This window comes from Uruburuella suis (assembly GCF_022870845.1).
GTDB classification, from domain to species: domain Bacteria; phylum Pseudomonadota; class Gammaproteobacteria; order Burkholderiales; family Neisseriaceae; genus Neisseria; species Neisseria suis.
The window spans coordinates 1,719,382-1,744,122 of the sequence record NZ_CP091507.1 but is presented as its reverse complement, the minus strand read 5'-3'; the positions used below and the strand labels follow the sequence as shown (position 1 = coordinate 1,744,122).

General features: G+C 54.4%; 22 protein-coding genes and 5 tRNA genes. 13 read left to right on the top strand and 14 right to left on the bottom strand.

The features are described from left to right. The first annotated feature begins 32 nt into the window (after positions 1-32). Positions 33-1,148: a GTPase HflX gene (gene hflX / locus LVJ78_RS07875; protein WP_132954333.1), complete on the top strand. Its 1,116-nt coding sequence runs from the start codon at positions 33-35 to the stop codon at positions 1,146-1,148. 75 nt (positions 1,149-1,223) lie between these two features. Here hflX and LVJ78_RS07870 read toward each other — a convergent pair whose 3' ends face one another. After that, positions 1,224-1,364: a hypothetical protein gene (locus tag LVJ78_RS07870; RefSeq protein WP_165870930.1), complete on the bottom strand. Its 141-nt coding sequence runs from the start codon at positions 1,362-1,364 to the stop codon at positions 1,224-1,226. Positions 1,365-1,877: 513 nt separating this feature from the next. On the opposite strand from LVJ78_RS07870, the gene LVJ78_RS07865 reads away from it, so the two are divergent. The 6 genes from LVJ78_RS07865 to LVJ78_RS07840 all read left to right on the top strand — a co-directional run bounded on the left by LVJ78_RS07865 (position 1,878) and on the right by LVJ78_RS07840 (position 6,530). Next, positions 1,878-2,303 (top strand): YeeE/YedE family protein, encoded by a 426-nt coding sequence (locus LVJ78_RS07865; RefSeq protein ID WP_132954302.1) that lies wholly within the window; start codon positions 1,878-1,880, stop codon positions 2,301-2,303. Further along, positions 2,300-2,704, top strand: a complete 405-nt coding sequence (locus LVJ78_RS07860) for a DUF6691 family protein (protein ID WP_132954303.1) — start codon at positions 2,300-2,302, stop codon at positions 2,702-2,704. Before LVJ78_RS07865 ends, LVJ78_RS07860 begins: the two co-directional genes overlap by 4 nt. A gap of 46 nt (positions 2,705-2,750) precedes the next feature. Continuing rightward, positions 2,751-3,137 (top strand): hypothetical protein, encoded by a 387-nt coding sequence (locus tag LVJ78_RS07855; RefSeq protein WP_132954304.1) that lies wholly within the window; start codon positions 2,751-2,753, stop codon positions 3,135-3,137. A 93-nt stretch (positions 3,138-3,230) separates the two neighbouring features. Further along, entirely contained in the window at positions 3,231-4,151 is a 921-nt protein-coding gene (locus LVJ78_RS07850; RefSeq protein ID WP_132954305.1) for a TraB/GumN family protein, read from the top strand. 135 nt (positions 4,152-4,286) lie between these two features. Continuing rightward, positions 4,287-5,642, top strand: coding sequence for a prephenate-dependent tRNA uridine(34) hydroxylase TrhP (gene trhP / locus LVJ78_RS07845; protein ID WP_132954306.1), 1,356 nt, complete (start codon positions 4,287-4,289; stop codon positions 5,640-5,642). A gap of 132 nt (positions 5,643-5,774) precedes the next feature. Then, complete coding sequence (locus LVJ78_RS07840) at positions 5,775-6,530, top strand: SIMPL domain-containing protein (protein WP_132954307.1); 756 nt, start codon at positions 5,775-5,777, stop codon at positions 6,528-6,530. A 63-nt stretch (positions 6,531-6,593) separates the two neighbouring features. On the opposite strand, the gene LVJ78_RS07835 is transcribed toward LVJ78_RS07840, so the two are convergent. The 4 genes from LVJ78_RS07835 to pxpB all read right to left on the bottom strand — a co-directional run bounded on the left by LVJ78_RS07835 (position 6,594) and on the right by pxpB (position 10,165). Next, positions 6,594-7,784 (bottom strand): NRAMP family divalent metal transporter, encoded by a 1,191-nt coding sequence (locus tag LVJ78_RS07835; RefSeq protein ID WP_132954308.1) that lies wholly within the window; start codon positions 7,782-7,784, stop codon positions 6,594-6,596. 74 nt (positions 7,785-7,858) lie between these two features. Further along, positions 7,859-8,602: a 5-oxoprolinase subunit PxpA gene (gene pxpA / locus LVJ78_RS07830; RefSeq protein WP_207894319.1), complete on the bottom strand. Its 744-nt coding sequence runs from the start codon at positions 8,600-8,602 to the stop codon at positions 7,859-7,861. Further along, on the bottom strand, positions 8,589-9,518 hold the full coding sequence (locus tag LVJ78_RS07825; RefSeq protein ID WP_132954310.1) for a 5-oxoprolinase subunit C family protein: 930 nt from the start codon (positions 9,516-9,518) through the stop codon (positions 8,589-8,591). Before LVJ78_RS07825 ends, pxpA begins: the two co-directional genes overlap by 14 nt. Then, positions 9,515-10,165, bottom strand: coding sequence for a 5-oxoprolinase subunit PxpB (pxpB, locus tag LVJ78_RS07820; protein ID WP_132954311.1), 651 nt, complete (start codon positions 10,163-10,165; stop codon positions 9,515-9,517). The genes LVJ78_RS07825 and pxpB overlap by 4 nt, the downstream gene beginning before the upstream one ends. A gap of 324 nt (positions 10,166-10,489) precedes the next feature. Here pxpB and LVJ78_RS07815 point away from each other — a divergent pair, with 324 nt between their 5' ends. Next, a complete protein-coding gene (locus LVJ78_RS07815; RefSeq protein ID WP_132954312.1) occupies positions 10,490-11,575 on the top strand; it encodes an AOC03_06830 family ribosome hibernation factor in 1,086 nt (361 codons plus the stop codon). A gap of 193 nt (positions 11,576-11,768) precedes the next feature. Here LVJ78_RS07815 and LVJ78_RS07810 read toward each other — a convergent pair whose 3' ends face one another. Further along, positions 11,769-13,004, bottom strand: coding sequence for a mechanosensitive ion channel family protein (locus LVJ78_RS07810; RefSeq protein WP_132954313.1), 1,236 nt, complete (start codon positions 13,002-13,004; stop codon positions 11,769-11,771). Positions 13,005-13,247: 243 nt separating this feature from the next. Here LVJ78_RS07810 and argS point away from each other — a divergent pair, with 243 nt between their 5' ends. Beyond that, positions 13,248-15,146, top strand: coding sequence for an arginine--tRNA ligase (gene argS / locus LVJ78_RS07805; RefSeq protein ID WP_132954314.1), 1,899 nt, complete (start codon positions 13,248-13,250; stop codon positions 15,144-15,146). A 555-nt stretch (positions 15,147-15,701) separates the two neighbouring features. On the opposite strand, the gene LVJ78_RS07800 is transcribed toward argS, so the two are convergent. The 8 genes from LVJ78_RS07800 to LVJ78_RS07765 all read right to left on the bottom strand — a co-directional run bounded on the left by LVJ78_RS07800 (position 15,702) and on the right by LVJ78_RS07765 (position 19,746). Further along, a tRNA-Leu gene (locus LVJ78_RS07800) sits at positions 15,702-15,791 on the bottom strand. A 145-nt stretch (positions 15,792-15,936) separates the two neighbouring features. Beyond that, positions 15,937-16,010, bottom strand: a tRNA-Cys gene (locus LVJ78_RS07795). Positions 16,011-16,059: 49 nt separating this feature from the next. After that, a tRNA-Gly gene (locus LVJ78_RS07790) sits at positions 16,060-16,135 on the bottom strand. Positions 16,136-16,155: 20 nt separating this feature from the next. Then, positions 16,156-16,231, bottom strand: a tRNA-Gly gene (locus LVJ78_RS07785). A 26-nt stretch (positions 16,232-16,257) separates the two neighbouring features. Continuing rightward, positions 16,258-16,333, bottom strand: a tRNA-Gly gene (locus tag LVJ78_RS07780). Positions 16,334-16,421: 88 nt separating this feature from the next. Continuing rightward, positions 16,422-16,985 (bottom strand): CDP-diacylglycerol--glycerol-3-phosphate 3-phosphatidyltransferase, encoded by a 564-nt coding sequence (gene pgsA / locus LVJ78_RS07775; protein WP_132954315.1) that lies wholly within the window; start codon positions 16,983-16,985, stop codon positions 16,422-16,424. Positions 16,986-17,165: 180 nt separating this feature from the next. Next, positions 17,166-19,004: an excinuclease ABC subunit UvrC gene (gene uvrC / locus LVJ78_RS07770; RefSeq protein WP_132954316.1), complete on the bottom strand. Its 1,839-nt coding sequence runs from the start codon at positions 19,002-19,004 to the stop codon at positions 17,166-17,168. A 304-nt stretch (positions 19,005-19,308) separates the two neighbouring features. Further along, positions 19,309-19,746 (bottom strand): DUF4124 domain-containing protein, encoded by a 438-nt coding sequence (locus LVJ78_RS07765; RefSeq protein ID WP_132954317.1) that lies wholly within the window; start codon positions 19,744-19,746, stop codon positions 19,309-19,311. Positions 19,747-19,913: 167 nt separating this feature from the next. On the opposite strand from LVJ78_RS07765, the gene guaB reads away from it, so the two are divergent. The 4 genes from guaB (at position 19,914) to LVJ78_RS07745 (ending at position 24,448) form a co-directional block, all read left to right on the top strand. Beyond that, positions 19,914-21,380: an IMP dehydrogenase gene (guaB, locus tag LVJ78_RS07760; RefSeq protein WP_132954318.1), complete on the top strand. Its 1,467-nt coding sequence runs from the start codon at positions 19,914-19,916 to the stop codon at positions 21,378-21,380. A gap of 265 nt (positions 21,381-21,645) precedes the next feature. Continuing rightward, entirely contained in the window at positions 21,646-22,932 is a 1,287-nt protein-coding gene (gene eno, locus LVJ78_RS07755; RefSeq protein WP_132954319.1) for a phosphopyruvate hydratase, read from the top strand. Positions 22,933-22,942: 10 nt separating this feature from the next. Continuing rightward, positions 22,943-23,221, top strand: coding sequence for a cell division protein FtsB (gene ftsB, locus LVJ78_RS07750; RefSeq protein WP_132954320.1), 279 nt, complete (start codon positions 22,943-22,945; stop codon positions 23,219-23,221). Between the two features lie 363 nt (positions 23,222-23,584). Beyond that, positions 23,585-24,448, top strand: a complete 864-nt coding sequence (locus tag LVJ78_RS07745; RefSeq protein WP_132954321.1) for a phosphoribosylaminoimidazolesuccinocarboxamide synthase — start codon at positions 23,585-23,587, stop codon at positions 24,446-24,448. Positions 24,449-24,741: the final 293 nt, after the last annotated feature.

The following is a 24,741-nucleotide window of genomic DNA, read 5'->3' as shown; positions in this document are numbered from 1 at the left end:
TCGACAAAACCCTCGAAAAGCCCGAGCGCGTGATGCTGGTGGGCGTGATGTTGAGCGCGGATTATGCCGGTGCCAACGAAACGCGCGAGCGCGCTTTTCAGGCGGCGCAGGCCGAAGCCGCCGATTTGGTGCGCGCCAGCGGCGGCGATTTGGTGTGCAGCGAAACCGCCAAGCGAGATAAGGCGCACAGCGCTTTATTTGTGGGCACCGGCAAGGCAGAAGAGCTGGCCGAAGCGGTGCAGCAGCATGAAATCGAGCTGGTGGTGTTTAACCACGAGCTCACGCCCACGCAGGAGCGCAATCTGGAAAAAGCGCTGCAATGCCGCGTGCTCGATCGTGTGGGCTTGATTTTGGCGATTTTTGCCCAACGGGCGCAATCACAAGAGGGCAAATTGCAGGTGGAATTGGCGCAACTCAGCCATTTGAGCGGCCGCTTGGTGCGCGGCTACGGCCATTTGCAGAGCCAAAAAGGCGGCATCGGCCTCAAAGGCCCGGGCGAAACCCGGCTTGAAACCGACCGGCGCTTGATCAGCCAGAAAATCAGCGCCTTGAAAAAGCAGCTGCAAAACGTGCACAAGCAGCGCGCCACCCGCCGCAAAGCGCGCATGGCCGGCAATATGCCCACTTTTGCGCTGGTGGGCTACACGAATGCCGGAAAATCCAGCTTGTTCAACCGCTTAACCAAGGCCGATGTGTTGGCCAAAGACCAATTATTCGCCACGCTCGACACCACCGCACGGCGGCTTTATCTCTCGGCCGAGGTGAGCGTGATTCTCACCGACACGGTGGGCTTTGTGCGCGATTTGCCGCACAAATTGGTGTCGGCTTTTTCCGCCACGCTGGAAGAAACCGCGCTGGCCGATGTGCTTTTGCATGTGGTGGATACGGGCCATCCGGCATTTGAGCGGCAGATGGATGATGTGGATAAAGTGCTGGAAGAAATCGGTGCGCATGAAGTGCCGCAGCTGATTGTGTATAACAAAATCGATCTGCTCAGCGGCGAAGCGGCGCGCGCGGCGGGGGTGTTGCGCGATGCAGCGGGCAGGGCAGTGGCGGTGAATGTGTCGGTGGCTCAAGGGCTGGGGCTGGAAGATTTGCGCGCAGCCATGATTGAGCGCGCAGAAGAAGTGCGCGGTGCGCGCAGCTGAATGTTATGAGAAAAGTGTCCGACAAAAAGCCGCCCGTGCAAACCGGCGGCTTTTCAATCATGTCTGCCTGCTGCATTAATGCGTGGGCAGCTGTTTTTTCTTACCTTGATGAAACTTGCCATACATCACCCAAACCATCAAACCTAAATAGCCCAAGGTAGATAAAAAGCCGATCACGGCAAAAATAGGCATCCAACGCTCGATCATCTCGATCATAATGATACTCCTAAAGCAAATACTCGTTTTCACAATATTGTTATATTGCGGCTTGGCCGCTGTAATGTCCCGTAAGTTCCTGAATCTTGTCAGGAATGCTTGGCAGTATGAAATTAAACTAAATAATCGTCAATTTGTTTGTATTGTTTTTTAGCTTTTTCGATAAATAAAGATGCAGTTGTCGCAGATTTGTGACATGAGGATGACAATAGAATAAAAAAGTGGGTAAGGCAGCCCAATAACTTCAATAAGAATCAAACGTATTCATGTGATTTTTTATTTTTATGGAGGCTTTGAATCGCTCTGACGAGCGCATTTTTCCGGCAATTTTATGCTGGTAAAGGCATATTTTTGAGGGTGTAGTGCTTATATTTCCTCGAAAATCCAATGCTGCATAGCGTAAAAAAAGATGATAAAAGGCGCTGCCATGAGTGATTCAGCTTTCTTAATGTTCAGTTGCTTTTAAAAATTCAAAATTATGATATTATAATTTTGTGTTTTTAAGGAGTGAATATGAATCAGGAATATTGGGCGGCTTTGGCCGGCGGTTTGTTGATCGGTTTGGCGGCGGCATTGATGTGGCGGCTCTACGGCCGGATTATGGGCAGCAGCGGCATCTTGGCCGGCGTGTTTGAGCGGCAGGGTTCTGAGCGTTTGTGGCGCTTGGCTTTTGTGGCCGGCGTGATGGTGTCGCCATGGCTTTATGCGGCGGCTTTCGGTATGCCTGAGGTGGTGATCACCGACAATCGCTGGCTGTTGGTGGCCGGCGGGCTTTTGGTGGGCTACGGCACGCGGCTGGGCTCGGGCTGCACCAGCGGCCATGGCGTGTGCGGCTTGGGGCGTTTGTCGTTGCGCTCGTTGGCGGCGGTGCTGGTGTTTATGCTGTTTGGTTTTGCAACGGTATTTGTGTTGCGCCATGTTTGGGGGACGGGTGTATGAACGGGATAATGTTTTTGCTGGGCTTGCTGTTTGGTTTCGGTTTGCTGCTTTCAGGCATGAGCAATCCGCAAAAGGTGCAGGATTTTTTGGATGTGTTTGGCCGTTGGGATGCTTCGCTGGCTTTTGTGATGGGCGGTGCGATATTGGTGACGCTTATCGCTTTTCGCGGCAGCCGCTCGGCTAAGCCGCTTTGTGCGCCTGCTTTTCAGGAGCCGGCCACTACGCGCATCGATCGCCGATTGCTGGCGGGCAGCGCTTTGTTCGGCATCGGTTGGGGCTTGGCCGGTATTTGTCCCGGCCCTGCTTTGGTGTTGGCAGGAATGCTGCGTGCCGAAATGCTGTGGTTTGGCGGCGCAATATTGGCCGGCATGTGGCTGTTCCGCTTGCAAAAGAGGCCGTGAATGGCGTAAAGTCGGCCGCATGCGGATGCAGAAAAGGAGCATAACGATGAGTAAAGTTCAAGCGGCTTTAATCGGCGCGGTGGCCTTGCTTCTGGCCGCTTGTGCCAGCACACCCGAGCAAAAAGCGGCAAAGGCGGCTGCGCAGCAAAAGCAGGAGCAGGAATTGCAGGTGGCGCTGGCGGGGCAATGTGATAAGGAAACGGCCATGTTGATGCAGCGCCAATTCAATCCGCCCGAGGGGCAAACCGAAAAGCAGCAGCAGGAATTCCGTTTGAAATATGTGGATAAAGTGGCCGACCCGATGTTTCAGGCTTGCTATAAAATGGCGTGGCAAAATTATATCGCTCAGCAGCGTTTGCGCCAGATGCGCTATTATTATGATGATTGGGATGATTTTTATTATCCGTTCAGACGGCCTTACCGTTATTGGTGAGAATAAACTGTGTATGATGTGGTTTCAGACGGCTCTTGGCCGTCTGAAACTTTTTTTAATGAAAGAAAGCATGGCTTTATAGTGAAAGCAAGCATGGCCAAATATTTCTTAGCGCTGCTGATGCTGCTGGCCGCGGCTTCGGGCTTTGCCCGCGGTGCGCCGGAAGCGGAAACTTTTTTGTGGCAGCTGAGCCAGCCGGGGCGGCCGGTTTCTTATCTTTTGGGCACGCTGCATGTGGGCAAAACGGGCGCGCGCCTGCCTGCGCATTATCAGCGCGCGCTTGAGCAAAGTGCGCAGCTGGTGGTGGAATCGAATGCCGATGAGCTGGCCGAGCCGCAATATGCCGCTGAAGCCGCGCGCATGGCGGCGCTGATGGCCGACACGCGCACGCTCGACCAATCCATCGGGCGTGTGCGCATGTTTGCGCTAAACCATGTGCTGCAACAGGGCAACGATACCATCGCGCTGGATGGCAGCAGCCGGCTCAAGCCGTGGGCTTTTTGGTTGAGCGTGCAGAGCCTTTATTCGCCCAAAGGCTATTCTTATCACAGCGGCACCGATAATTTGCTGATCCGGCAGGCAAAAGCGCAGCAAAAGCCGGTGATTGCGCTGGAGCGGCTCGAGCCGCTTTATTATTTCAACGCGGTGCCGGAAGATAAAATCCGCCGCAGCCTCGATATGCTGATCCGCCACCACCGCACCATTTTGGCCGAACAAAAAACGCTGGTGGCGGATTATCAGGCCAATCAAGCCGGCCGATTGTGGCAGGATGTGTCTGATCCTGAAGAGCAGTTTAAATATCTGCCGGTGCAGGATCGTGCTTTTTGGCAGCATTTGATGTATCAGCAGCTGCTGGTAGAGCGCAACCAGCAATGGCTGGTGCGGCTGGTGGAAATTCTGCCGCAGCAGCCCACGTTGGTGGCGGTGGGCGCGGCGCATTTATTTGGAGAACAAGGCCTGATTTTGCGGCTGCGGCAAGTGGGCTATCGGGTGGAGCCGGTGCTGCCTGAATAATATTCAGACGGCCTTGATATCAAATTGACCCTGCACTAAAAAAAGCGGATAATTTCAAACCTCTAATTCAACAATATTTTTTCAGACGGCCTCTCTACAAAAGGCCGTCTGAAACTTTTCCCAGGTAGCACACACATGAAATCACCCGAATTATTACTGCCCGCCGGCGGCCTCGAGCGCATGAGGGCTGCGTTTGACTATGGCGCCGATGCCGTGTATGCCGGCAGCCCGCGCTATTCGCTGCGCGCGCGCAATAATGAATTTGCCAAGCTTGAAGTGCTGGAGCAAGGCATTCGCGAAGCGCACGCGCGCAACAAGAAATTCTTTCTCACGGTAAACACCTTGCCGCACAACAGCAAGCTGAAAACCTTTATGGCCGATATGGAACCGCTGATTGCCATGCAGCCCGATGCGCTGATTATGGCCGACCCCGGCCTGATTATGAACGTGCGCGAACGCTGGCCGGAAGTGCCGATTCATTTGTCGGTGCAGGCCAACACCACCAACTGGTGGGGCGTGAAATTCTGGCAGAAAATCGGCGTGGAACGCATTATTTTGTCGCGCGAATTGAGCATCGAAGAAATTGCCGAAATCCGCCAACAATGCCCCGATATCGAGCTGGAAGTGTTTGTGCACGGCGCATTGTGCATCGCCTATTCCGGCCGCTGCCTGCTCTCGGGCTATTTCAACCACCGCGACCCCAACCAAGGCACCTGCACCAATGCCTGCCGCTGGGATTACAAAGTGCACGATGCGGCCACCGATGAAATGGGCGACGCCAAATTGCTGCAAGGTTTCGATTTCAACCGCGCCCAAGAAGAAGCCAATGCCGCATTTGAAGGCATCAACGGCCAAGTGCGCCACCCGGCTGCCGATAAAGTGTTTCTGATTGAAGAGGCCAACCGCCCCGGCGAAATGATGCCGATTATGGAAGACGAACACGGCACTTATATTATGAATTCCAAAGACTTGCGCGCCATCGAGCAAGTGGCTAAGCTCGCCGAAATCGGCGTGGACAGCCTCAAAGTGGAAGGGCGCACCAAATCGGTGTATTACGTGGCGCGGGTGGCGCAGGCTTATCGAAAAGCGATTGACGATGCCGTGGCGGGCAAGCCGTTTGACTTAGGCTTGCTGGCCGAATTGGAAGGCCTGGCCAACCGCGGCTACACACCCGGCTTTTTGGAGCGCCACCAAACGCAGGAATACCAAAACTATCTGGCCGGCCATTCACTGGCCAAGCAAAGCCAGTTTGTCGGCCAAGTCACCGAAATCGACGCCGAAGGCTGGGCCACCATTGAAGTGAAAAACAAATTCAGTGTGGGCGACACGCTGGAAATCATCCACCCTAGCGGCAACCAAACCGTGCAACTGGCCGCGATGACGCGCAAAGGCGAAGCGGTGGACGTGGCACCGGGCAACGGCATCGAAGTGAAGATTCCGCAGATGCAGGGCAAAGAAAAAGCGCTGATTGCGCGGGTGATGAATCCGTAAACGGTGTTGGATAAAGAAACAAAGGCCGTATGAAACAATTTGCAGCAAGCAGCTTGCAGGTAAAAACCGTTTCAGACGGCCTTATTTTGATTAGAATAGCAATATTCATCTGCAAAACACAAAGGAGCCGTGATGGCTGAAAATTCCCCTTCTAAAAGCCTGGTTTTATTGGGCATCACCTTGGCTGTCGGCCTGATTGCCGCTGCTTTCGTGCTGGGCACTCAGTTTAAAAACTTCCGCCAGCCCGGCACCATTACGGTGAAAGGCTTGGCTGAAAAGCCTTATCAGGCCGATAGCGCCGAATGGCAAACCAGCGTGGTTGTGCATGGGGCAACTTATCAAGAAGTGCTCGACGGCCTGAAACGTGCGCAGCCGGTGTTGGCCAAATTTTTGCAGCAGCACGGCTTTGGCGCGGCCGAAATCCAAACGCTCACGCCCACGGTGGAGCCTGCTTATGAAGAAAGCCGCAGCGGCGACGGCCGCTACCAACGAGTGCAAAACGGCTTTGACGGCGAACAAAAGTTGATGGTGAAAAGCAAAAATCTGGCCGATATCCAAGCCGCCAACCAGGCGATTTTATCCTTGCGTGCGGCCAATGAAGCCATCCGCTTCGAGCCGCCGCAATACTTGCTCAGTAATCTGGAAACCATCAAGCACGCGCTGATCACACAAGCCACCGAAGATGCCCACAAACGGGCGCAGGAATTCGCCAAAACCGGCGGCGCGGCGGTGGGCGCGATGCGTTCGGCTTCGCAAGGCTCGTTTAATATTTATGCCGACGGCGGCGAGGGCAGCAGCGATGATTACGGCGGCGTGTATGACAAATCCACCATCGGCAAAAATGTGCGGCTGGTGGTGACAATTGAATACGGCATTGATGCGAAATAATGGTATTCATGTGTAGATAAAGAGAGGCCGTCTGAATGTTCAGACGGCCTTTTTGATGCTTTTTTAACCCATCAAAGCACCGAAATATTTCACCAGCGTGATGCCGCTCAACACCGCCATCAACACCACCACAATCAGGCCGGCCACCGTCATCCACAGCGGGTGTTTGTAGTCGCCCACGATATTGGTTTTATAGGCTGCCAGCAAAATCAGGCCGAGCGATATAGGCAGAATCAGGCCGTTGAGCGTGCCCACCAGCACCAAAATCTGCGCCGGCCGCCCCACGGTGGCGAGCACGGCGGTGGAAACCGCGATAAAGCCGATTACCCACCAATTGCGGTGGCGCGCGATGGCGGGGCTAAAGCCGGTGATAAACGACACCGAAGTATAAGCCGCGCCGATCACCGAGGTAATCGAAGCGGCCCAAATCACCACGCCGAAAATCAGCAGGCCGATATTGCCCGCCACATATTCAAACGGGGTGGAAGCCGGATTTTTCGGGTCGAGCGCCACGCCTTGCGACACCACGCCGAGCACGGCCAAAAAGAGCACCACACGCATCACCGAGGCAATCAGAATCGCCGAAATCGAGCTTTTGCTCACTTCGGGCAGCGCCGCCTTGCCTTTGATGCCGGCATCGAGCAGGCGGTGGGCGCCGGCAAAAGTGATGTAGCCGCCCACGGTGCCGCCCACCAGCGTCACAATGGCGATGGCATCCAATTCAAGCGGCACAAATGTGCGCAAAGCGGCTTCGCCCAGCGGCGGGCTGGCTTTAAACGCCACATACACGGTGAGCGCAATCATGATAAAGCCCATGATTTGGGCGAATCGGTCCATCACTTTGCCGGCTTCGCGAAACAGGAAAATGCCGATGGCAATCAGGCCGCTGATAATCGCGCCGGTTTCGGGCGAGAGGCCGGTGAGAATGTTTAAGCCCAAGCCCGCGCCGCCGACGTTGCCGATGTTGAACGCCAGCCCGCCCATCACAATCAAAAGCGCCAATAAATAGCCCGCGCCGGGCAGCACTTTGTTGGCAATATCCTGCGCACGCTGCTCCGACACGGCGATGATGCGCCAAATATTCAACTGCGCGCCGATGTCGAGCAGAATCGAGAGCAAAATCACAAAGCCGAAGCTCGCCAGCAGCGTTTGCGTGAAGGTGGCGGTTTGGGTGAGAAAGCCCGGGCCGATGGCGGAAGTGGCCATCAGGAAAGCCGCGCCCAGCAGCACGCTGCGGTTGGAAGATTGAGACATGGAATGCTCCTTTTAAGGATTGATTAAAACGGGCGGGGCGGCAAAGCTGATTTGGGCATGGATGCCATGCAGTTTCAGACGGCCTCAATCCGAATGCCGTTCGCTTTTAAAGCCGCGCTGATTTTGTCGGCAAATTCCAGCGCGTGTGCGCCGTCGCCGTGTAAACAAATGCTGTCGGCCTGCACCGCGATTTTTCCGCCGCCGTCAACCGTGTTTACCGTGCCGGTTTGCACCATCTGCAACACTTGCGCAATCGCTTCTTCATCGCTGCTGATTTGCGCATCGGCTCTGCTGCGCGGCACCAGCGAGCCGTCGGGCATATAGCGGCGGTCGGCAAACACTTCCGAAATCACGTCTAAACCGGCGGCTTTACCGGCCTCAAGCAACTGGCTGCCCGAGAGCGCCATCAGCTTTAATTCGGGGTTGAAGCGGCGCACACTTTCGGCCAGCGCATCAGCCAATTTGCGATCGGCGGCGGCTTGGTTGTAAAGCGCACCGTGCGGCTTCACATAGGCCGTCTGAAGCCCTTCGGCATCGCACAAGGCTTGCAGCGCGCCGAGCTGATAGTGCAGATAGGCATTCAATTCGGCTGCGGGCAGGTGCATATTGGTGCGACCGAAGTTTTCGCGGTCGGGGTAGCCCGGGTGCGCACCGATGCGCACGCTGTGTTGCTTCGCCCATGTCAGCGCGCGCTGCATGTCGGCGGCGCTGCCTGCATGCAGGGCGCAGGCGATGTTGGCGGAGGAAACGCGTTGCAGCAAGGCTTTGTCGCTGCCGCAGCCTTCGGCGAGATCGGCATTCAAATCAACGTGCATAATCGGCTATCCTTTTGATTTGGTTTAAATAGATTTGGTTTTTCAGGTGCAGTTTTGCGGCTTCTTCGGCGCTGCATATTTGAAAATAAATTTCGCTGCCAAAGCGCACTTGCGCCAGCCGCCCCAAATCGGCCGCCACCACGCAGGCGATTTTCGGGTAGCCGCCGGTGGTTTGGGTGTCGGCCATCAGCACAATCGGCTGCCCCGAGGGCGGCACTTGTATGGTGCCGAAAGGCACGGCATGCGAGAGCATTTCCAGCGGCTGCGCCAGCGCCAGCGTTTCGCCGCTGAAGCGGTAGCCCATGCGGTTGCTGTTGCTTTGCAACACCCAAGGCTGCTGCCACAGCGCCCGCTGGGCGTCAAGGCCGAAAGCGGCATATTCAGATGAGGGCAGGGCGCGGATGCTGGTGGCGGGGGTGATCGGCGCCACGCCGATGTGCGAGAGGCTGCGCGCGCCTGCGCCTAGCGGCACTTCATCACCCGCTTGCAGGCAGTGGCCTTGAAAGCCGCCGAAAGCCGCTTTTAAATCGGTGCTGCGCGCGCCCAAAATTTCGGGCACATCAAAGCCGCCGGCCACGCATAAATAGCCATACATGCCCTGCACGGCGCGCTTGAGCGTGAGCGTTTGGCCGCGCCGCGCGGTGTAGCGCCAATAGGAATACACGGGCTGCTCTTCAAGCGCGGCTTCATAAATGGCGCCGGTGAGGCAGAAAGGCGTGTCACGCGTAAACGATACGCTGATGCCGCCCAATGCGATTTCGAGCGCCGCCGCGCCGGTTTCGTTGCCCAGCAGCAGGTTGCCGGCCTGCAAGGCGAGCGTGTCCATCGCGCCGGCGTGGCCGATGCCGAAACGGCGCAGGCCGAAGCGGCCCAAATCTTGAATGTGTGCAATGGCCTGCACGCTGTGTATGCGCATCATAAGCGTACCTCCTCGGCCACAAAGCGCACGGTGTCGCCGGCGAGCAAAAGCGTGGGCGGATAAGAAGCCGTCTGAAACAAAGCGATGTCGGTGCGGCCGATGAGCTGCCAGCCGCCGGGCGAGGTAAAGGGATACACGCCGGTTTGGCTGCCGCCTATGCCCACCGAGCCTGCGGGCACTTCGGTGCGCGGCTCGGCGCGGCGTGGCGTGTGCAGATGCTCGGGCAGGCCGCCCAAATAAGGAAAGCCGGGCTGAAAGCCCATCATAAACACGGTGTAAACAGGCGCGGTGTGTCGGCGCACGATTTCGGCGGGTGTGGTGCGGTGAAAGGCCGCCACTTCGGCCAAATCGGCGCCGAATTCGCCGCCATAGCGCACCGGAATATCCACATGCCGGCCTTGGTGGGTGTCGGCTTTAATGTGCGGCCACAGATTTTTCAGGCCGTCTGAAAGCCGGTTTAAATCCGTGTCGGGCAGGGCAAACACGGTGAGATTATTCATGCCGGCAACGGTTTCCAGCACGCCGGGCAACGCCGCCGCGGCCTCGGCAAACGCCCACAGCCGCTGCTGCTTGCCCAATTCGGCAGGCGGCGGCAGCGTGCAAACGAGGGCGGATTCGCTGATGGGGGAGAGGGTAATCGGTATCATGGCAGGCTTTTGGCAGGAAATGATATGGTTTGCTTATAGCGGCCTTGTTAACAAACTGTCAAGCCGTGCACCCTAATGTTGACGTTTACCGGCTTGATTGGCAATCGATTTTTTATTTTATGTGTTTGGCGCAAAAAGGGTTTTGACTAAGATTTTGCCACATGCCAATGCGGCTTTCGCTTTGCAGCCTGCGTGTTAAAAAGCTTAAAAAGGCTTGAGCCGCGCCGCTTCGGCCTGTACACCTGAAAAGGCAGCAAGCATTCAGGCCGTTGCCCGTCTAATGCGGGCAATGATTCTTAAAGTGAAACACGATAGGGAGAAACCATGAATTTGCACACCATTAAAAATATCCAACGCCTGCAATCCAACCCCAGCGTTACCCTCACCTTGCCGACCCACCGCACCTACCCCGACAATGAAAAAGACGCCATCCGTCTGAAAAATCTGGTCAACGAAGCCATCAGCCGTTTGGAAAAAGATTTCGGCAAGCGTGAAAGCGCGCCGATTGCTGAAAAAATCAACCGCTTGGCCGCCGGCGTGAGCCACCGCCACAACCTCGACGGCTTGGTGATTTTTGCCAGCGCCGATTATGCCGAGCTTTTCCACCTGCCTTTCTGCCTGCCCGAGCGCGTCACCGTGGCCGATAATTTTCTCACCCGCGATTTGGTGTATGCCCTCAACCGCAGCCCGCTTTATCTGCTCACCGTGCTGAGCGAGCACGGCACACGGCTTTTTGTGGGGCACAAAGATGCGCTCGACGAAGTGAATGCCTATGGCTTTCCTTTCAGCCTGGCCGAAGAAACCGCCGAAGCCAACCCCAGCCAAGACATCAGCCATGTGCGCGACCAAATGATCACCGACCATATGCGCGAAGTGGGCGATGCGCTGCTTGAAGCGCAAAAGCAGATTGCCGCGCCCATCGTGGTGGCCGGAGTCGACCGCAATATCGGCCATTTCAAAGAAGGCGCGCGCAATCAGGCACAAGTGATGCTTTATATCAACAGCGGCCTCAACAGCGATAGCGAGCACCAATTGGCACAACGCATTTGGCCGCAAATCAAAGAAGCGCTGGCAGAGGCGCGCACTCGGGTGAATGCCGATTTGGAAACGGCCAAGAGCAACAACCTTTTTGTGGGCGGCTTAAACGAAATCTGGCAGGCCGTCAACGAAGGGCGCGCCGATGTGTTGGTGGTGGAAGAAGATCTGCATATTGCAGCCGAGGTGAGCGATGATGGCCGCGAAATCACCGAAATATTGGGCGGCTCGGTCGGCCAAAACGGCTATGCAGACATTGTGGACGAAATCATCGAAAAAGCGCTGGCCACCGGCGCCCAAGTGAAATTTGCCGACAACGGCAGCCTGAAAAGCATCAACCCCATGCGCGGCATGGCGGTGATTACCCGCTATTGATTGTATATAAAGATGCATGAACGAAAGGCCGTCTGAAAGCGTTCAGACGGCCTTTTATAATGAAATGCATAAAAAAGTGACACAACGGGGTAGGTTAAAGCCATAAGCCGTCTGAAACGTTGGGTTTATCAACTCAAGCGATATTATTACTGAAAGCTTTCAGACGGCCTTTTATATTAATGATTTAAATCGCTTATTTTCCCATTCCCTGTAAATCATAGCCGCTGGGTGCCTGATAAATGCGCAAGCCGAATTCACCGGCCACGGCAAAAATGTGGTCGAAAATATCGGCCTGTATGCCCTCGTATTCCGCCCACACCACCGTGTTGGTGAAGCAATAAATTTCCAGCGGAATGCCTTTGTCGCCCGCATCGAGCTGGCGCACCATCAGCGTCATGTCTTTGCGGATGTGGCGGTTGTTTTCCAGATATTGCTGCAAATAAGCGCGGAAAGTGCCCAAATTGGTGAGGTGGCGGCCGTTTAAATAGCTCGGGTTATCAATGTGGTTGGCTTCGTTGAATTCGCGTATCGAAGCCTGGCGCGTGTCGAGATAATCGGTGAGCAGGCGGCTTTGGCGCAGATGGGCGATTTCGGCAGCGCTTAAAAAATGCACGCTGTTGCTGTCGATATACACCGCCCGCTTGATGCGCCGTCCGCCAGATTCGCTCATGTGGCGCCAGTTTTTAAACGAATCGGAAATCAGCGCATAAGTGGGCAGGGTGGTGACGGTGTTGTCCCAGTTTTGCACTTTCACCGTGGTGAGCCCGATATCGGTCACGCTGCCGTCGGCGCCGTATTTCGGCATTTCCAGCCAGTCGCCGATATTGAGCATGCGGTTGGCCGAAAGCTGGATGCCGGCCACCAAGCCCAAAATCGGATCTTTAAACACCAGCATCAACACTGCCGTCATCGCACCCAAGCCGCTGAGCAAAATTAGGGGCGATTGGCCGAGCAAAAGTGAAATCAGCAAAATCACAATGCCGATAGAAGCCAAAAGCTTAATGGTTTGCACGAGCCCGCGCACCGGAAAATGCTGCGCCAGATTGCGGCGGAACAAATAAGTTTGCAGCGTGTCGAGCAGTGCAAAAATAGCAAGCAGGCCAAACACCAAGCACCAAATATTGGTGAGCGTAATCAAGCCTTCGCGCCATTCGCTCGCCGGCAGCCAAATGCGCAGCTGCACCGCCAGCAACACGCCCTGAATGGTGAGCGCCAAATTGCTAAACAGCTTTTGCTGGCTCAAAATATTCAGAAAAAGCAGCTTCGACGCCTGCAAGCGCTTGCCTAAAAAGCGGAAAAGGCCGTAATGGATAAAAGCGTGCAGCAGCAAAGTGGTGAGGATAATCAAGCCTATCATCACAATATTCACCACCAAATCAGAGTGGGAATAACCGTGGCTGCTGAGCCATTGCAGCAAATGTTCACGCATGGGCAAATGCCTTTCATGTGGTTTTCGGGAGCGCCGATTGTAACACAGGCCGTCTGAAAGGCTTTCAGACGGCCTGTGCGCAAACACATGTTGCCATTCTGAAAAGCTTTCGCTGTTGTGGTGAACACGGTAAAATAGCGCCTTAAGAATTTTAAATGATTAAAGTTATTATGATATGTAGGCCGTCTGAAAGGTTTAAGGTTTCAGACGGCCTGCTGATATTGGAATATTGAAAGCACAACAATGAATCTACACCAAACCGTGGCTGCCGAAGCCGAAGCCGCTTTTGCCGCCGCCGGCATTGCCGGCAATCCTGTGGTTTTGCAGCCGGCCAAAAATGCCGATTTTGGCGATTTCCAGATTAACGGCGTGATGGGCGCGGCCAAAAAGGCCAAGCAGAATCCTCGTGAGCTGGCGCAGAAAGTGGCCGATGCGCTCGCGGGCAATGCGGTGGTTGAATCGGCTGAGGTGGCGGGGCCGGGCTTTATCAATCTGCGTTTGAACGCGGCTTTTTTGGCGCAAAATATTGAAGCAGCGCTGCTCGACGGCCATTTGAATGTGCGCCAAACCGCCGAGCCGCAAACGGTGGTGATTGATTATTCGTCGCCCAATCTGGCCAAAGAAATGCACGTCGGCCATTTGCGTTCCAGCATTATCGGCGACAGTCTCAATCGCGTGTTGAGCTATCTGGGTCACAAGGTGATTGCGCAAAACCATGTCGGCGATTGGGGCACGCAATTTGGTATGCTGGTGGCTTATATGGTGGCGCAACAGCAGGAAAATGCCGAATTTGAATTGGCTGATTTGGAGCAGTTTTACCGCAACGCTAAAATCCGCTTTGATGAAGACGAAGCTTTTGCCGACACCGCGCGCGAATATGTGGTGAAATTGCAAGGCGGTGATGAGGCTGTGTTGGCTTTGTGGCGGCAGTTTGTTGATGTTTCGTTGCAACACGCGCAAGCGGTTTACGACACTTTGGGCTTGAAACTCACGCCGGCCGATGTGGCGGGCGAGTCGAAATACAATGATGATTTGCAAACCGTGGTGGATGATCTGAGTGCCAAAGGTTTGGCGGTGGATGATGCCGGCGCCAAAGTGGTGTTTCTCGATGAATTTAAAAACCAAGATGGCGAGCCGGCGGCTTTTATCGTGCAGAAGCAGGGCGGTGGTTTTCTGTATGCCAGCACCGATTTGGCCTGCGTGCGCTATCGGGTAGGCCGTCTGAATGCCGATCGCTTGCTGTATGTGGTCGATACCCGTCAAAAGCTGCATTTCGAGCAATTGTTTACCACTTCGCGCAAAGCGGGCTATCTGCCGGAAAACGTGAGCGCCGAGTTTATCGGCTTTGGCACCATGATGGGCAAAGACGGCAAGCCGTTTAAAACCCGCAGCGGCGACACGGTGAAATTGGTGGATTTGCTTGATGAAGCGGTGGATAGGGCAAGAAAATTGATTGCAGAGCGTAACAAGCCGAATAGTTTTGAAGTAATCTATAAAGATTTAGAGGAACAAAAATCGAAAAAAACCGCCGATGATTATAGAACATTGACAAAGGATTTTAAATTGGAAGTTGGTGAATGGGAAATTGAAGAGGGTTCACCAACGCTGAGGACGGCCATTAAGCGCAAAAAAATTTCAGATAATTATGATATTGAGGCACGTGAAAATATCGAAGAAATTGCTCGGGTGGTCGGCATCGGCGCGGTGAAATACGCCGATTTGAGCAAAAACCGCAGTAGCGATTACGTGTTCGACTGGGAAAGCATGCTCAGCTTCGAGGGCAACACCGCGCCTTATCTGCAATATGCCTACACCCGCGTGCAAAGCGTGATGCGCCGCGCCGGCGAGTGGAACCAACAGGCCGCTGTGGTGCTCGATGCGCCGCTGGAAAAGCAATTGGCGGTGGAATTGCTGAAGTTTGAAGATGTGTTGCAAAGCGTGGCCGAAACTTCGTATCCGCATTATCTGGCCGGCTATCTTTACCAAGTGGCCACTTTATTCAGCCGCTTTTACGAAGCCTGCCCGATTTTGAAAGCCGAGGGCACCAGCCGCGAAACCCGCTTGCAACTCGCCAAACTCACCGGCGATACCTTGAAACAAGGCTTGGATTTGCTGGGCATCGACACGCTGGAAGTGATGTGATTTGAACCCAATAAAAAGGCCGTCTGAAAATATTTCAGACGGCCTTTTTAAAAATTCATAGTCTCGCCTTGCCGTACTAGTTGTACTGTCTGCGGCTCGCCGCCTTGTTAGCTTACTTTTTTGAATTGGTATAAAAAAATAAGCTTGCAAAATAAAAGCAGTTTGACAGTGCCATCCGCGTAGGCCGGGCTATTGAATCTGATGTTTGGCCATCGGCTAAAGCGATGTGCGTGCCTTGTTCTACGAACAAGTGTCGGATTTAAGAATCTAGCCTACGGGCTGCCTGTTTGTATAGTGAAATGCTAGAAAAAGTGACACAGAACGTTATTTTACAATGGCGTAGGTTGGGTTGATAAACCCGACGTTTCAGACGGCTTGTGGATTTGTTGGGTTTACAACCCAACCTACCCGCCGTATCACTTTTTTATGCATTTCACTATATATTATTTTTTAGGATGGGTATTTTTAGGATGGGTATTTTTAGGATGGGTATTTTTAGGATGGGTATTTTACAGATATTGAAAAGCAAAAAAATAACCGCTTAAAAGCGGTTAGTGGTGCCCGGAGCCGGAATCGAACCGGCACGCCTGTATTAGAGGCGACGGATTTTAAGTCCGTTGTGTCTACCTATTTCACCATCCGGGCGATGCCAATATCCAGTGCTCTGCATAAAGGCATTGTGAAACGTGGAGGCGGGGGCGCGGATTTTAACCGGCCTGTATAAGGGTTGCACCCCTTATCGCATAAACACTCTGCCACCCCGCCATAAGGGGAAACTGCTTGGATTGTGTGGAGGCGGAAGTCGGAATCGAACCGGCGTACACGGCTTTGCAGGCCGCTGCATAACCACTCTGCCATTCCGCCTTGAAACTATAAACAAGCCGTTTAAGTGGTGTAAACGGCTTGCGGGATGTGGAGCGGGAAACGAGGCTCGAACTCGCGACCTCAACCTTGGCAAGGTTGCGCTCTACCAACTGAGCTATTCCCGCAGGATTTAAATGTAAGCGCTTGGAGCGGGAAACGAGGCTCGAACTCGCGACCTCAACCTTGGCAAGGTTGCGCTCTACCAACTGAGCTATTCCCGCTTTGATTACATTTAAACATTAAACTTTGGAGCGGGAAACGAGGCTCGAACTCGCGACCTCAACCTTGGCAAGGTTGCGCTCTACCAACTGAGCTATTCCCGCTTGGGGCTTGCCGTGCATCGCTGCATCAGCAAGAGAACGCCATTATAGTGCCTGAAAATTTACTGTCAAGGGGTTTGTGTGAAAATTATTACTGAAACTCTTTCCAGGCCATTTTCAGATAATAAAACATCGACCACAAAGTGAGCACGGCGGCGATAAACATCAATATGTTACCGATAAAAATCAGGTCGTGGCCGTAAAAATCGCGCAAGCCCACCAAAAGGCACAAAATGGCGGCCATTTGCGCGGTGGTTTTGAGCTTGCCTATGGTGGCCACGGCCACGCTGCCGCGCTTACCGGTTTGCGCCATCCATTCGCGCAGCGCCGAAATGGTGATTTCGCGGCCGATGATGATCATGGCGAAAATGGCATAAGTGCGCCCCAGGCTCACCAGCAGAATCAGTGCCACGGCCACCATCAATTTATCGGCCACGGGGTCGAGAAAAGCGCCGAAATCAGAGGTTTGCTTCCAGCGGCGGGCGAGAAAGCCGTCAAACCAGTCGGTGATGGCAGCGATGGCGAAAATGGCGGCCGCCAGCCAGTTGATGGTGTGGTTGTCGAACACGCCTTTGGGCAGGAAGAAAAGGGCGGTGAACACGGGGATGAGCAACACGCGCATCCAGGTGAGGAAAATGGGGAAATTCCACGGCATAATCGGCAGGGCTTTCTGTGTTCGGTTGGTGTTTCAGACGGCCTTTGTTGTGCGCTTCGGCGCAGGCCGTCTGAAAAGGCTGGCTTATTATAACGAATTTACAGGGGCTTTGTGGCGAAGCTGGGCATGATTGTTTTCAGGCCGTCTGAATACGGCATTCAGACGGCCTGCGTTTGCCCATTATCCATGCAGGCTTTCATAAATCTTTTCGGCCAAGGCCGCGCTGATGCCCTCTACCTGCGCCAAATCTTCCACGCTGGCGGCGGTTACGCCGCGCAGGCCGCCGAAGCGGGTGAGCAGGGCTTGGCGGCGTTTGTTGCCGATGCCGGGAATGTCGCTTAATGATGAGGTGATGCGGGCTTTGTCGCGCTTTTTGCGGTGGCCTGTGATGGCGAAGCGGTGCGATTCGTCGCGCACGGTTTGCAAGAGGTGCAGGGCGGGGCTGTTGGGCGGCAGGCGGAAGGTTTCGCCGGTAAAGGGCAATATCAATTCTTCCAGCCCGGCTTTGCGCTCGGGGCCTTTGGCAATGCCGATAATGGGAATGGTGAGCCCCAATTCCGCCCACACATCCACCGCCATGCCCACTTGGCCTTTGCCGCCGTCGATCAACACGGCATCGGGCCATTTCACCGTTTCGCCGTTGGCTTGGGCTTCGGCCATTTTGCCGTAGCGGCGGGTGAGCACTTCGCGCATGGCGGCGTAATCGTCGCCGGCTTTGGCGGTGGTGATGTTGTAGCGGCGGTATTGCGAGGGCTGGATATTTTGCTCGTCATACACCACGCAGCTGGCGATGGTGGCTTCGCCTTGGGTGTGGCTGATGTCGAAGCATTCCAGGCGTTGCAGGCCGTCTGAATCCATGTTGAGCAGGCGTGCCAAATCGTCGATGCGCTGCTGCTGGTTGTTGTGCTGCAATTGGTGTTGGCCGATGGCGAGGCGGGCGTTTTGCTCGGCCATTTTCAGCCACACTTTGCGCTCGCCTATGGTTTTGGTGACAAACTGCATTTGTTTGCCGTGCTCGGAAATCAGCGCTTCTTGCAGGCTTTCGGGCAGGCTGAAATTGCTGATGATGATGTCGGGCTTGCTTTTGCCGAGGTAATGTTGCGCCACAAAGGCTTCGGCGTATTCCTGCGCCTGCGGGTCGGGATCGTGGCGCACATCGGGGAAGAAGCTTTTGTCGCCCACATGCCGCCCGCCGCGTATGCTCACCCAATGGATGCACACGGTGCCGCCTTCGAGCGCCAGCGCGAGAATGTCGATATCGTTGGGGTTGTTGGGGTTTTTGCTGTCGATAAACTGCTGGCTCTGCACCAAGCCCAGCGCCTGGATTTGGTCGCGGTAGCGGGCGGCTTCTTCAAATTGCAGCGCGGCGGCGGCTTGGTTCATTTTGTGGTGCAGTGTTTGCGTGAGCTCGCCCGTTTTGCCGTTGAGAAAGGTTACGGCTTCGCTGATGCTGGCCTGGTAATCTTCATAGCTGATGTGGCCGACGCAGGGGCCGGAGCAGCGGCGGATTTGATAAAGCAGGCAGGCGCGTTGGCGGTTGGCAAACACGCTGTCTTCGCAGGTGCGCAGGCGGAACACTTTTTGCAGAATCTCGATGCTGTCGCGCACGGCATAGCCGTTGGGATAAGGGCCGAAATATTGGTTGGGCTTTTTGAGCGTGCCGCGATAATAGGCCATTTGCGGGTATTCGTGGGCGGAAAGCATCAAATAGGGGTAGCTTTTGTCGTCGCGGAAAAGAATATTGTATTTGGGCGACAAGGCTTTGATGAAATTGTTTTCCAGAATCAGCGCTTCGGCTTCGCTGCGGGTAACGGTGGTTTCAATCGAATGCACCTGCCGCACCATCAGCGTGATGCGCGGGGAATGGTCGCTTTTTTGGAAATAGCTGCCCACGCGCCGCTTCAAATTCACCGCCTTGCCCACATAAAGCACCTTGCCGCTTTTGTCGAGCATGCGGTAAACGCCCGGCAGATTGGGCAGGTTTTTCAGGAAAATATCGATATCGAAATTTTGGCTCACGGCAGCGGCTGCAAAAAAGTTTCAGACGGCCTGAATGATACAGCAATTGGGAAAGGCCGTCTGAAAGGTGTGGTGCGATGCTTAACCAAACATGCAGCACTTGTGTATTCATTTCATGATATGCTTAATAAATGAACGAGTAGTGATACCCATTCGAAAAAATAAGATAACAAAGCGGCGAGCCGAAGACAGTACAACTAGTACGGCAAGGCGAGACAACGCAGTTAGGTTATTTTTTCGAATGGGTATGATAACAAAGGCCGTCTGAAAGGTTTCAGACGGCCTTGATGTTTGGTATGCAAACTCAGTGGCAGAATTTGGCAATATCGCCGTCGTAGTGGGCGATTAAGGCATCGCGGTTGTTGACGCGGGCGCTTTCGGCAAATTGGCGGTTGATGCGCGCGGCTTGGCAGTTTTCTTCCTCGCGGCGGCGGTTTTCTTCTTCAACGCGCTTGTTTTGCTCTTCAATCTGTTTGTTTTGACGGGCAATTTGCTCACCCAGCTTTTGCTGCTGCTCGGCCAGCGATTCGGGGTTGGCTGCTGCTGCGGCCGGTGCGGGCGGTGGGGTGACGCTGTGGGTGCGCACATTCATGCGGTTGACTTGTGCGGGCTGGAGGTTGCGCGGCACATCGGAATAGCTGGTGCTGCCGCTGGGGTTTTTCCAGCTGAACACTTCATTTGCGCCGGCATGCGTGCCGATAAAAAGCATGCTCAATAGAAGGATTTTGGTCAAAGTAGCCATGTGGTGATTCCGTTTCCCTTATTTTGGTTTGTTTGTTTTCAGACGGCCTTATTGTACTGGCTAATTTGGCGGGTGTCATGCGCGTTTAATTGTGTAAACCAATAACACGCCACAGGTAATTTTGATACAATGCCGTGCATCTTGCACAAACCGAAAGCCCGAGCATCATGCGTATCGTAGAAAAAGCCTATACTTTTGACGATGTTTTGCTGGTTCCTGCACGCTCCCAAGTGCTGCCGCGCGACGTCAAACTCCAAACCCCACTCACCCGCAACATCACCCTCAACACCCCTTTACTTTCTGCCGCGATGGACACCGTTACCGAAGCCAAGCTGGCCATTTCTATGGCGCAGGAAGGCGGCATCGGCATTATCCATAAAAACATGACCGCCGAGCGCCAGGCCAATGCCGTGGCCAAGGTGAAGCGCCATGAAAGCGGCATTGTGAAAGACCCGGTTACCATCGGCCCCGATATGCTGATTGGCGAATTGGTGGAAATGCAGGCGCGGCGCAAGCGCAAAATGTCGGGCTTGCCGGTGGTGGAAAACGGCAAAGTGGTGGGCTTGGTAACCAACCGCGATTTGCGTTTTGAAAAACGCCTCGACCAGCCCGTGTCGGCCATTATGACGCCGCGCGAGCGCTTGGTCACTGTGCCGGTGGGCACGGGCATTGATGAAGCGCGCGATGTGATGCACGATCACAAAGTGGAGCGCGTGCTGGTGGTGGACGATGAATGGGTGCTCAAAGGTTTGATCACGGTAAAAGACATTCTGAAAACCACCGAATTTCCGCATGCCAATAAAGATGCCGACGGCCGTTTGCGCGTGGGCGCGGCCGTGGGCGTGGGCGCCGACACCGATGAGCGTGTGAAGGCACTGGTGGAAGCAGGTGTGGACGTGTTGGTGGTCGACACCGCCCACGGCCACAGCCAAGGCGTGCTTGATCGTGTGAAATGGGTGAAAGAAACTTACCCGCATGTGCAGGTAATCGGCGGCAATATCGCCACCGCGCAAGCGGCGCTCGATTTGGTGGCTGCCGGCGCCGATGCGGTGAAAGTGGGCATCGGCCCGGGCTCGATTTGCACCACCCGCATTGTGGCCGGCGTGGGCGTGCCGCAGCTCACCGCGATTCACAATGTGTCCGAAGCTTTAAAAGGCACCGGCGTGCCGCTGATTGCCGATGGCGGCATCCGCTTTTCGGGCGACATTGCCAAAGCGCTGGCAGCCGGCGCACATTGCGTGATGCTCGGCGGCATGTTTGCCGGCACCGAAGAAGCGCCGGGCGAAATCGAGCTTTATCAAGGCCGCTCGTATAAATCTTATCGCGGCATGGGCTCGCTGGGCGCGATGAGCCAAGGCTCTTCCGACCGCTATTTCCAAGATAAAGAAGACAACGCCGATAAATATGTGCCCGAGGGCATCGAAGGGCGCGTGCCTTATAAAGGCCCGATTGTGCAGATTATCCATCAGCTGATGGGCGGCCTGCGCTCGAGCATGGGCTATTTGGGCTGCGCCACCATTGAGCAAATGCACGAAAAAGCCGAATTTGTGGAAATCACCGCCGCCGGCATGAGCGAATCGCATGTGCATGATGTGCAGATTACCAAAGAAGCGCCGAATTACCATATCCGTTGATGCATAAAAACGGGTTGCCGGGCCGATTGCCGGGCAACCCGTTGTGATTATCTGCGGGGCAGCAAACGGTTTATTCCGTCATGCTATAATTGATAATTGATGTTGCACAATCTTTTTAACAATTATGCCGTAAAATACTCGTTTCAGACGGCCTGAATCGGTATAATCTTTTTTGTAATATTACTTCAGAGCTTGCGGCTGCGATGCGGCAGGCCGTCTGAAAAACGCTTTCCCTATTTATTGTTATTATTTCAGGAGACTTTGCATGAGCGCTATTGTTGATATTTTTGCCCGCGAGATTTTGGATTCACGCGGCAACCCCACTGTTGAGTGCGATGTGTTGCTCGAGTCCGGCGTGATGGGTCGCGCCGCTGTGCCCTCGGGCGCTTCTACCGGCCAGAAAGAGGCTTTGGAATTGCGCGATGGCGACAAAAGCCGCTATTTGGGCAAAGGCGTGCTGCAAGCCGTGGAGCATGTCAACAACGAAATCGCCCAAGCCCTGATCGGCTTGGATGCCAGCGAGCAAAGCTATATCGACCGCGTGATGATCGATATCGACGGCACCGACAACAAAGGCCGCTTGGGTGCGAATGCCACTTTGGCCGTGTCGATGGCGGTGGCTCGCGCTGCAGCAGAAGATGCCGGCCTGCCGCTTTACCGCTATTTGGGCGGTGCAGGCCCGATGGCGCTGCCCGTGCCGATGATGAACGTAATCAACGGCGGCGAACATGCCAACAACAGCCTGGATATTCAAGAATTTATGATTATGCCGGTGGGCGCACCCACTTTCCGCGAAGCCCTGCGCTGCGGTGCCGAAGTGTTCCATGCACTGAAAAAACTGTGCGACAGCAAAGGCTTCCCCACCACCGTGGGCGATGAAGGCGGCTTTGCACCCAACCTGAGCAGCCATGAAGAAGCGCTGAAGCTGATTCTCGAAGCCGTGAGCGCCGCCGGCTATATTCCGGGCGAAGATGTGCTGCTGGCCATGGATTGCGCGTCCAGCGAATTCTACCGCGACGGCAAATACCACCTCAGCGCCGAAGGCTTGGCATTGAGCAGCGAAGAATTTGCCGACTATCTGGCCAAACTGGTGGACGAATACCCGATTGTTTCCATTGAAGACGGCATGGATGAAAACGACTGGGCCGGCTGGAAGCTGCTCACCGAGCGCTTGGGCGGCAAAGTGCAATTGGTGGGCGACGATTTGTTTGTCACCAACCCGAAAATTCTGGCCGAAGGTATTGAAGCCGGCGTGGCCAATGCTTTGTTGGTGAAAGTGAACCAAATCGGCACCTTGAGCGAAACCCTGCAAGCCGTTGAATTGGCCAAACGCAACCGCTACACCTGCGTGATGAGCCACCGCTCGGGCGAAACCGAAGACAGCACCATCGCTGATTTGGCCGTGTCGACCAACTGCATGCAGATCAAAACCGGCTCGCTGAGCCGCTCCGACCGCATGGCCAAATACAACCAGCTGCTGCGCATTGAAGAAGAGCTGGGCGAAGCCGCTTACTATCCGGGCAAAGCCGCTTTTTACCAACTGGGCAAATAAGGCATAAAGCATGAAGTGGGTGACGCTGGTTTTAATCGCCGCCTTGGCGTGTTTCCAATACAACCTTTGGATAGCCAAAGGCGGTTGGCGCGACATGTGGCACCTGCAAGACCGAGTGGCCGTGCAGGAAGAGAAAAACCAGGCGCTCGCCCTGCGCAACAGCGCGCTGGCGGCCGAGGTGATGGATTTGGCCGAAGGGCAGGATGCCATCGCCGAAATCGCCCGCGTGGATTTGGGCTATATCCAAAGTGGCGAAACTTATTACCGTTTGGTGCGGCGCAATCCTTAAGCTGCTGAATGTGCTGTGTTTATCAAGGCCGTCTGAAAAGTTTTTCAGACGGCCTTTTGTTTTGGATAAATGAAGCAGCCGGATGCCTTGAGCCGCTTTTATACCAATCCAAACAAATAACCTAATACCAATTCAAAAAAGTAAGCTAACAAGGCGGCGAGCCGCAGACAGTACAACTAGTACGGCAAGGCGAGACAACGAAGTTAGGTTATTTTTTTGGATTGGTATAACTTCGTTGTCTCGCCTTGTGAGCTTACTTTTTTGAATCGTTATTACCAAGCCGCGACAATTGTAAACAATCTGCCCAAAGCCGACCAATTCGGTTAAAATCGGCCTTTTACTTCTTGCGTGAAAAGAGCGGCCATGTCTGACATCAGTTTGAAAAAAATCTATTCCGGTAAAGTGCGCGATTTGTATGAAATCGATGAACAGCGCATGTTGATGGTGGCGTCAGACCGCTTGTCGGCATTTGACGTGATTCTCGACGACCCGATTCCCGGCAAGGGCGAAATTCTCACGCAGATTTCCAATTTCTGGTTTCAAAAGTTGGCGCACATCATGCCGAATCATTTCACCGGCAACACCGTTTATGATGTGTTGCCCGAAGATCAAGCCCGCGCGCTGGAAAAGCGGGCGGTGGTGGCGAAAAAGCTGGAGCCGGTGAAAGTAGAAGCCATTGTGCGCGGCTATTTGGCCGGCAGCGGCTGGAAAGATTATCAGCAAAGCGGCAGCGTGTGCGGCATTGCCCTGCCTGCGGGCATGCGGGAAGCGCAGCAGCTGCCCGAGGTGATTTTCACCCCGTCCACCAAAGCGGCGGTGGGCGATCACGATGAAAACATCAGCTTTGCCGAATGCGAGCAGATTATCGGCGCGGAATTGGCGGCAGAAGTGCGCGCAAAAGCCATCGAGCTCTACACCGAAGCCGCCGCTTATGCGAAAACGCGCGGCATCATTATTTGCGACACCAAATTTGAATTCGGCCTCGACGAAGAGGGCGTTTTAACCTTGATGGACGAAGTGCTCACTCCCGATTCCAGCCGCTTCTGGCCGGCAGACCAATATCAAGTCGGCACCAATCCGCCTTCGTTCGACAAGCAATTCGTGCGCGACTGGCTCGAACAAAGTGGCTGGAACAAGCAAGCACCCGCCCCGAAAGTGCCCGCCGAAGTGATTGAGAAAACGGTAGCCAAATACCGCGAAGCGCTCAGCCTGCTCACCGCCGGATAATCCGGGAAATGCTGGCTTATGCGGCATGCCGAATTCGTTTTTTAGAAAGATTCCGGTTAGCTGCAAACATGAAGTTGTGATTTCAAGATATAGGCAAAGGCCGTCTGAAACTTTTCAGACGGCCTTTGCCTAATCAAAACAAATATAGTGGATAGAAATAAAAATCGATATAAAACAACGCTTTGTAACAGCTTAGCTTGGGTTGATAAACCCAAGGTTTCAGATGGCCTGCGGGCTTGTTGGGTTTTCAACCCGAGCTACCCGTTGTGTCACTTTTTCTTGTATTTCATTAT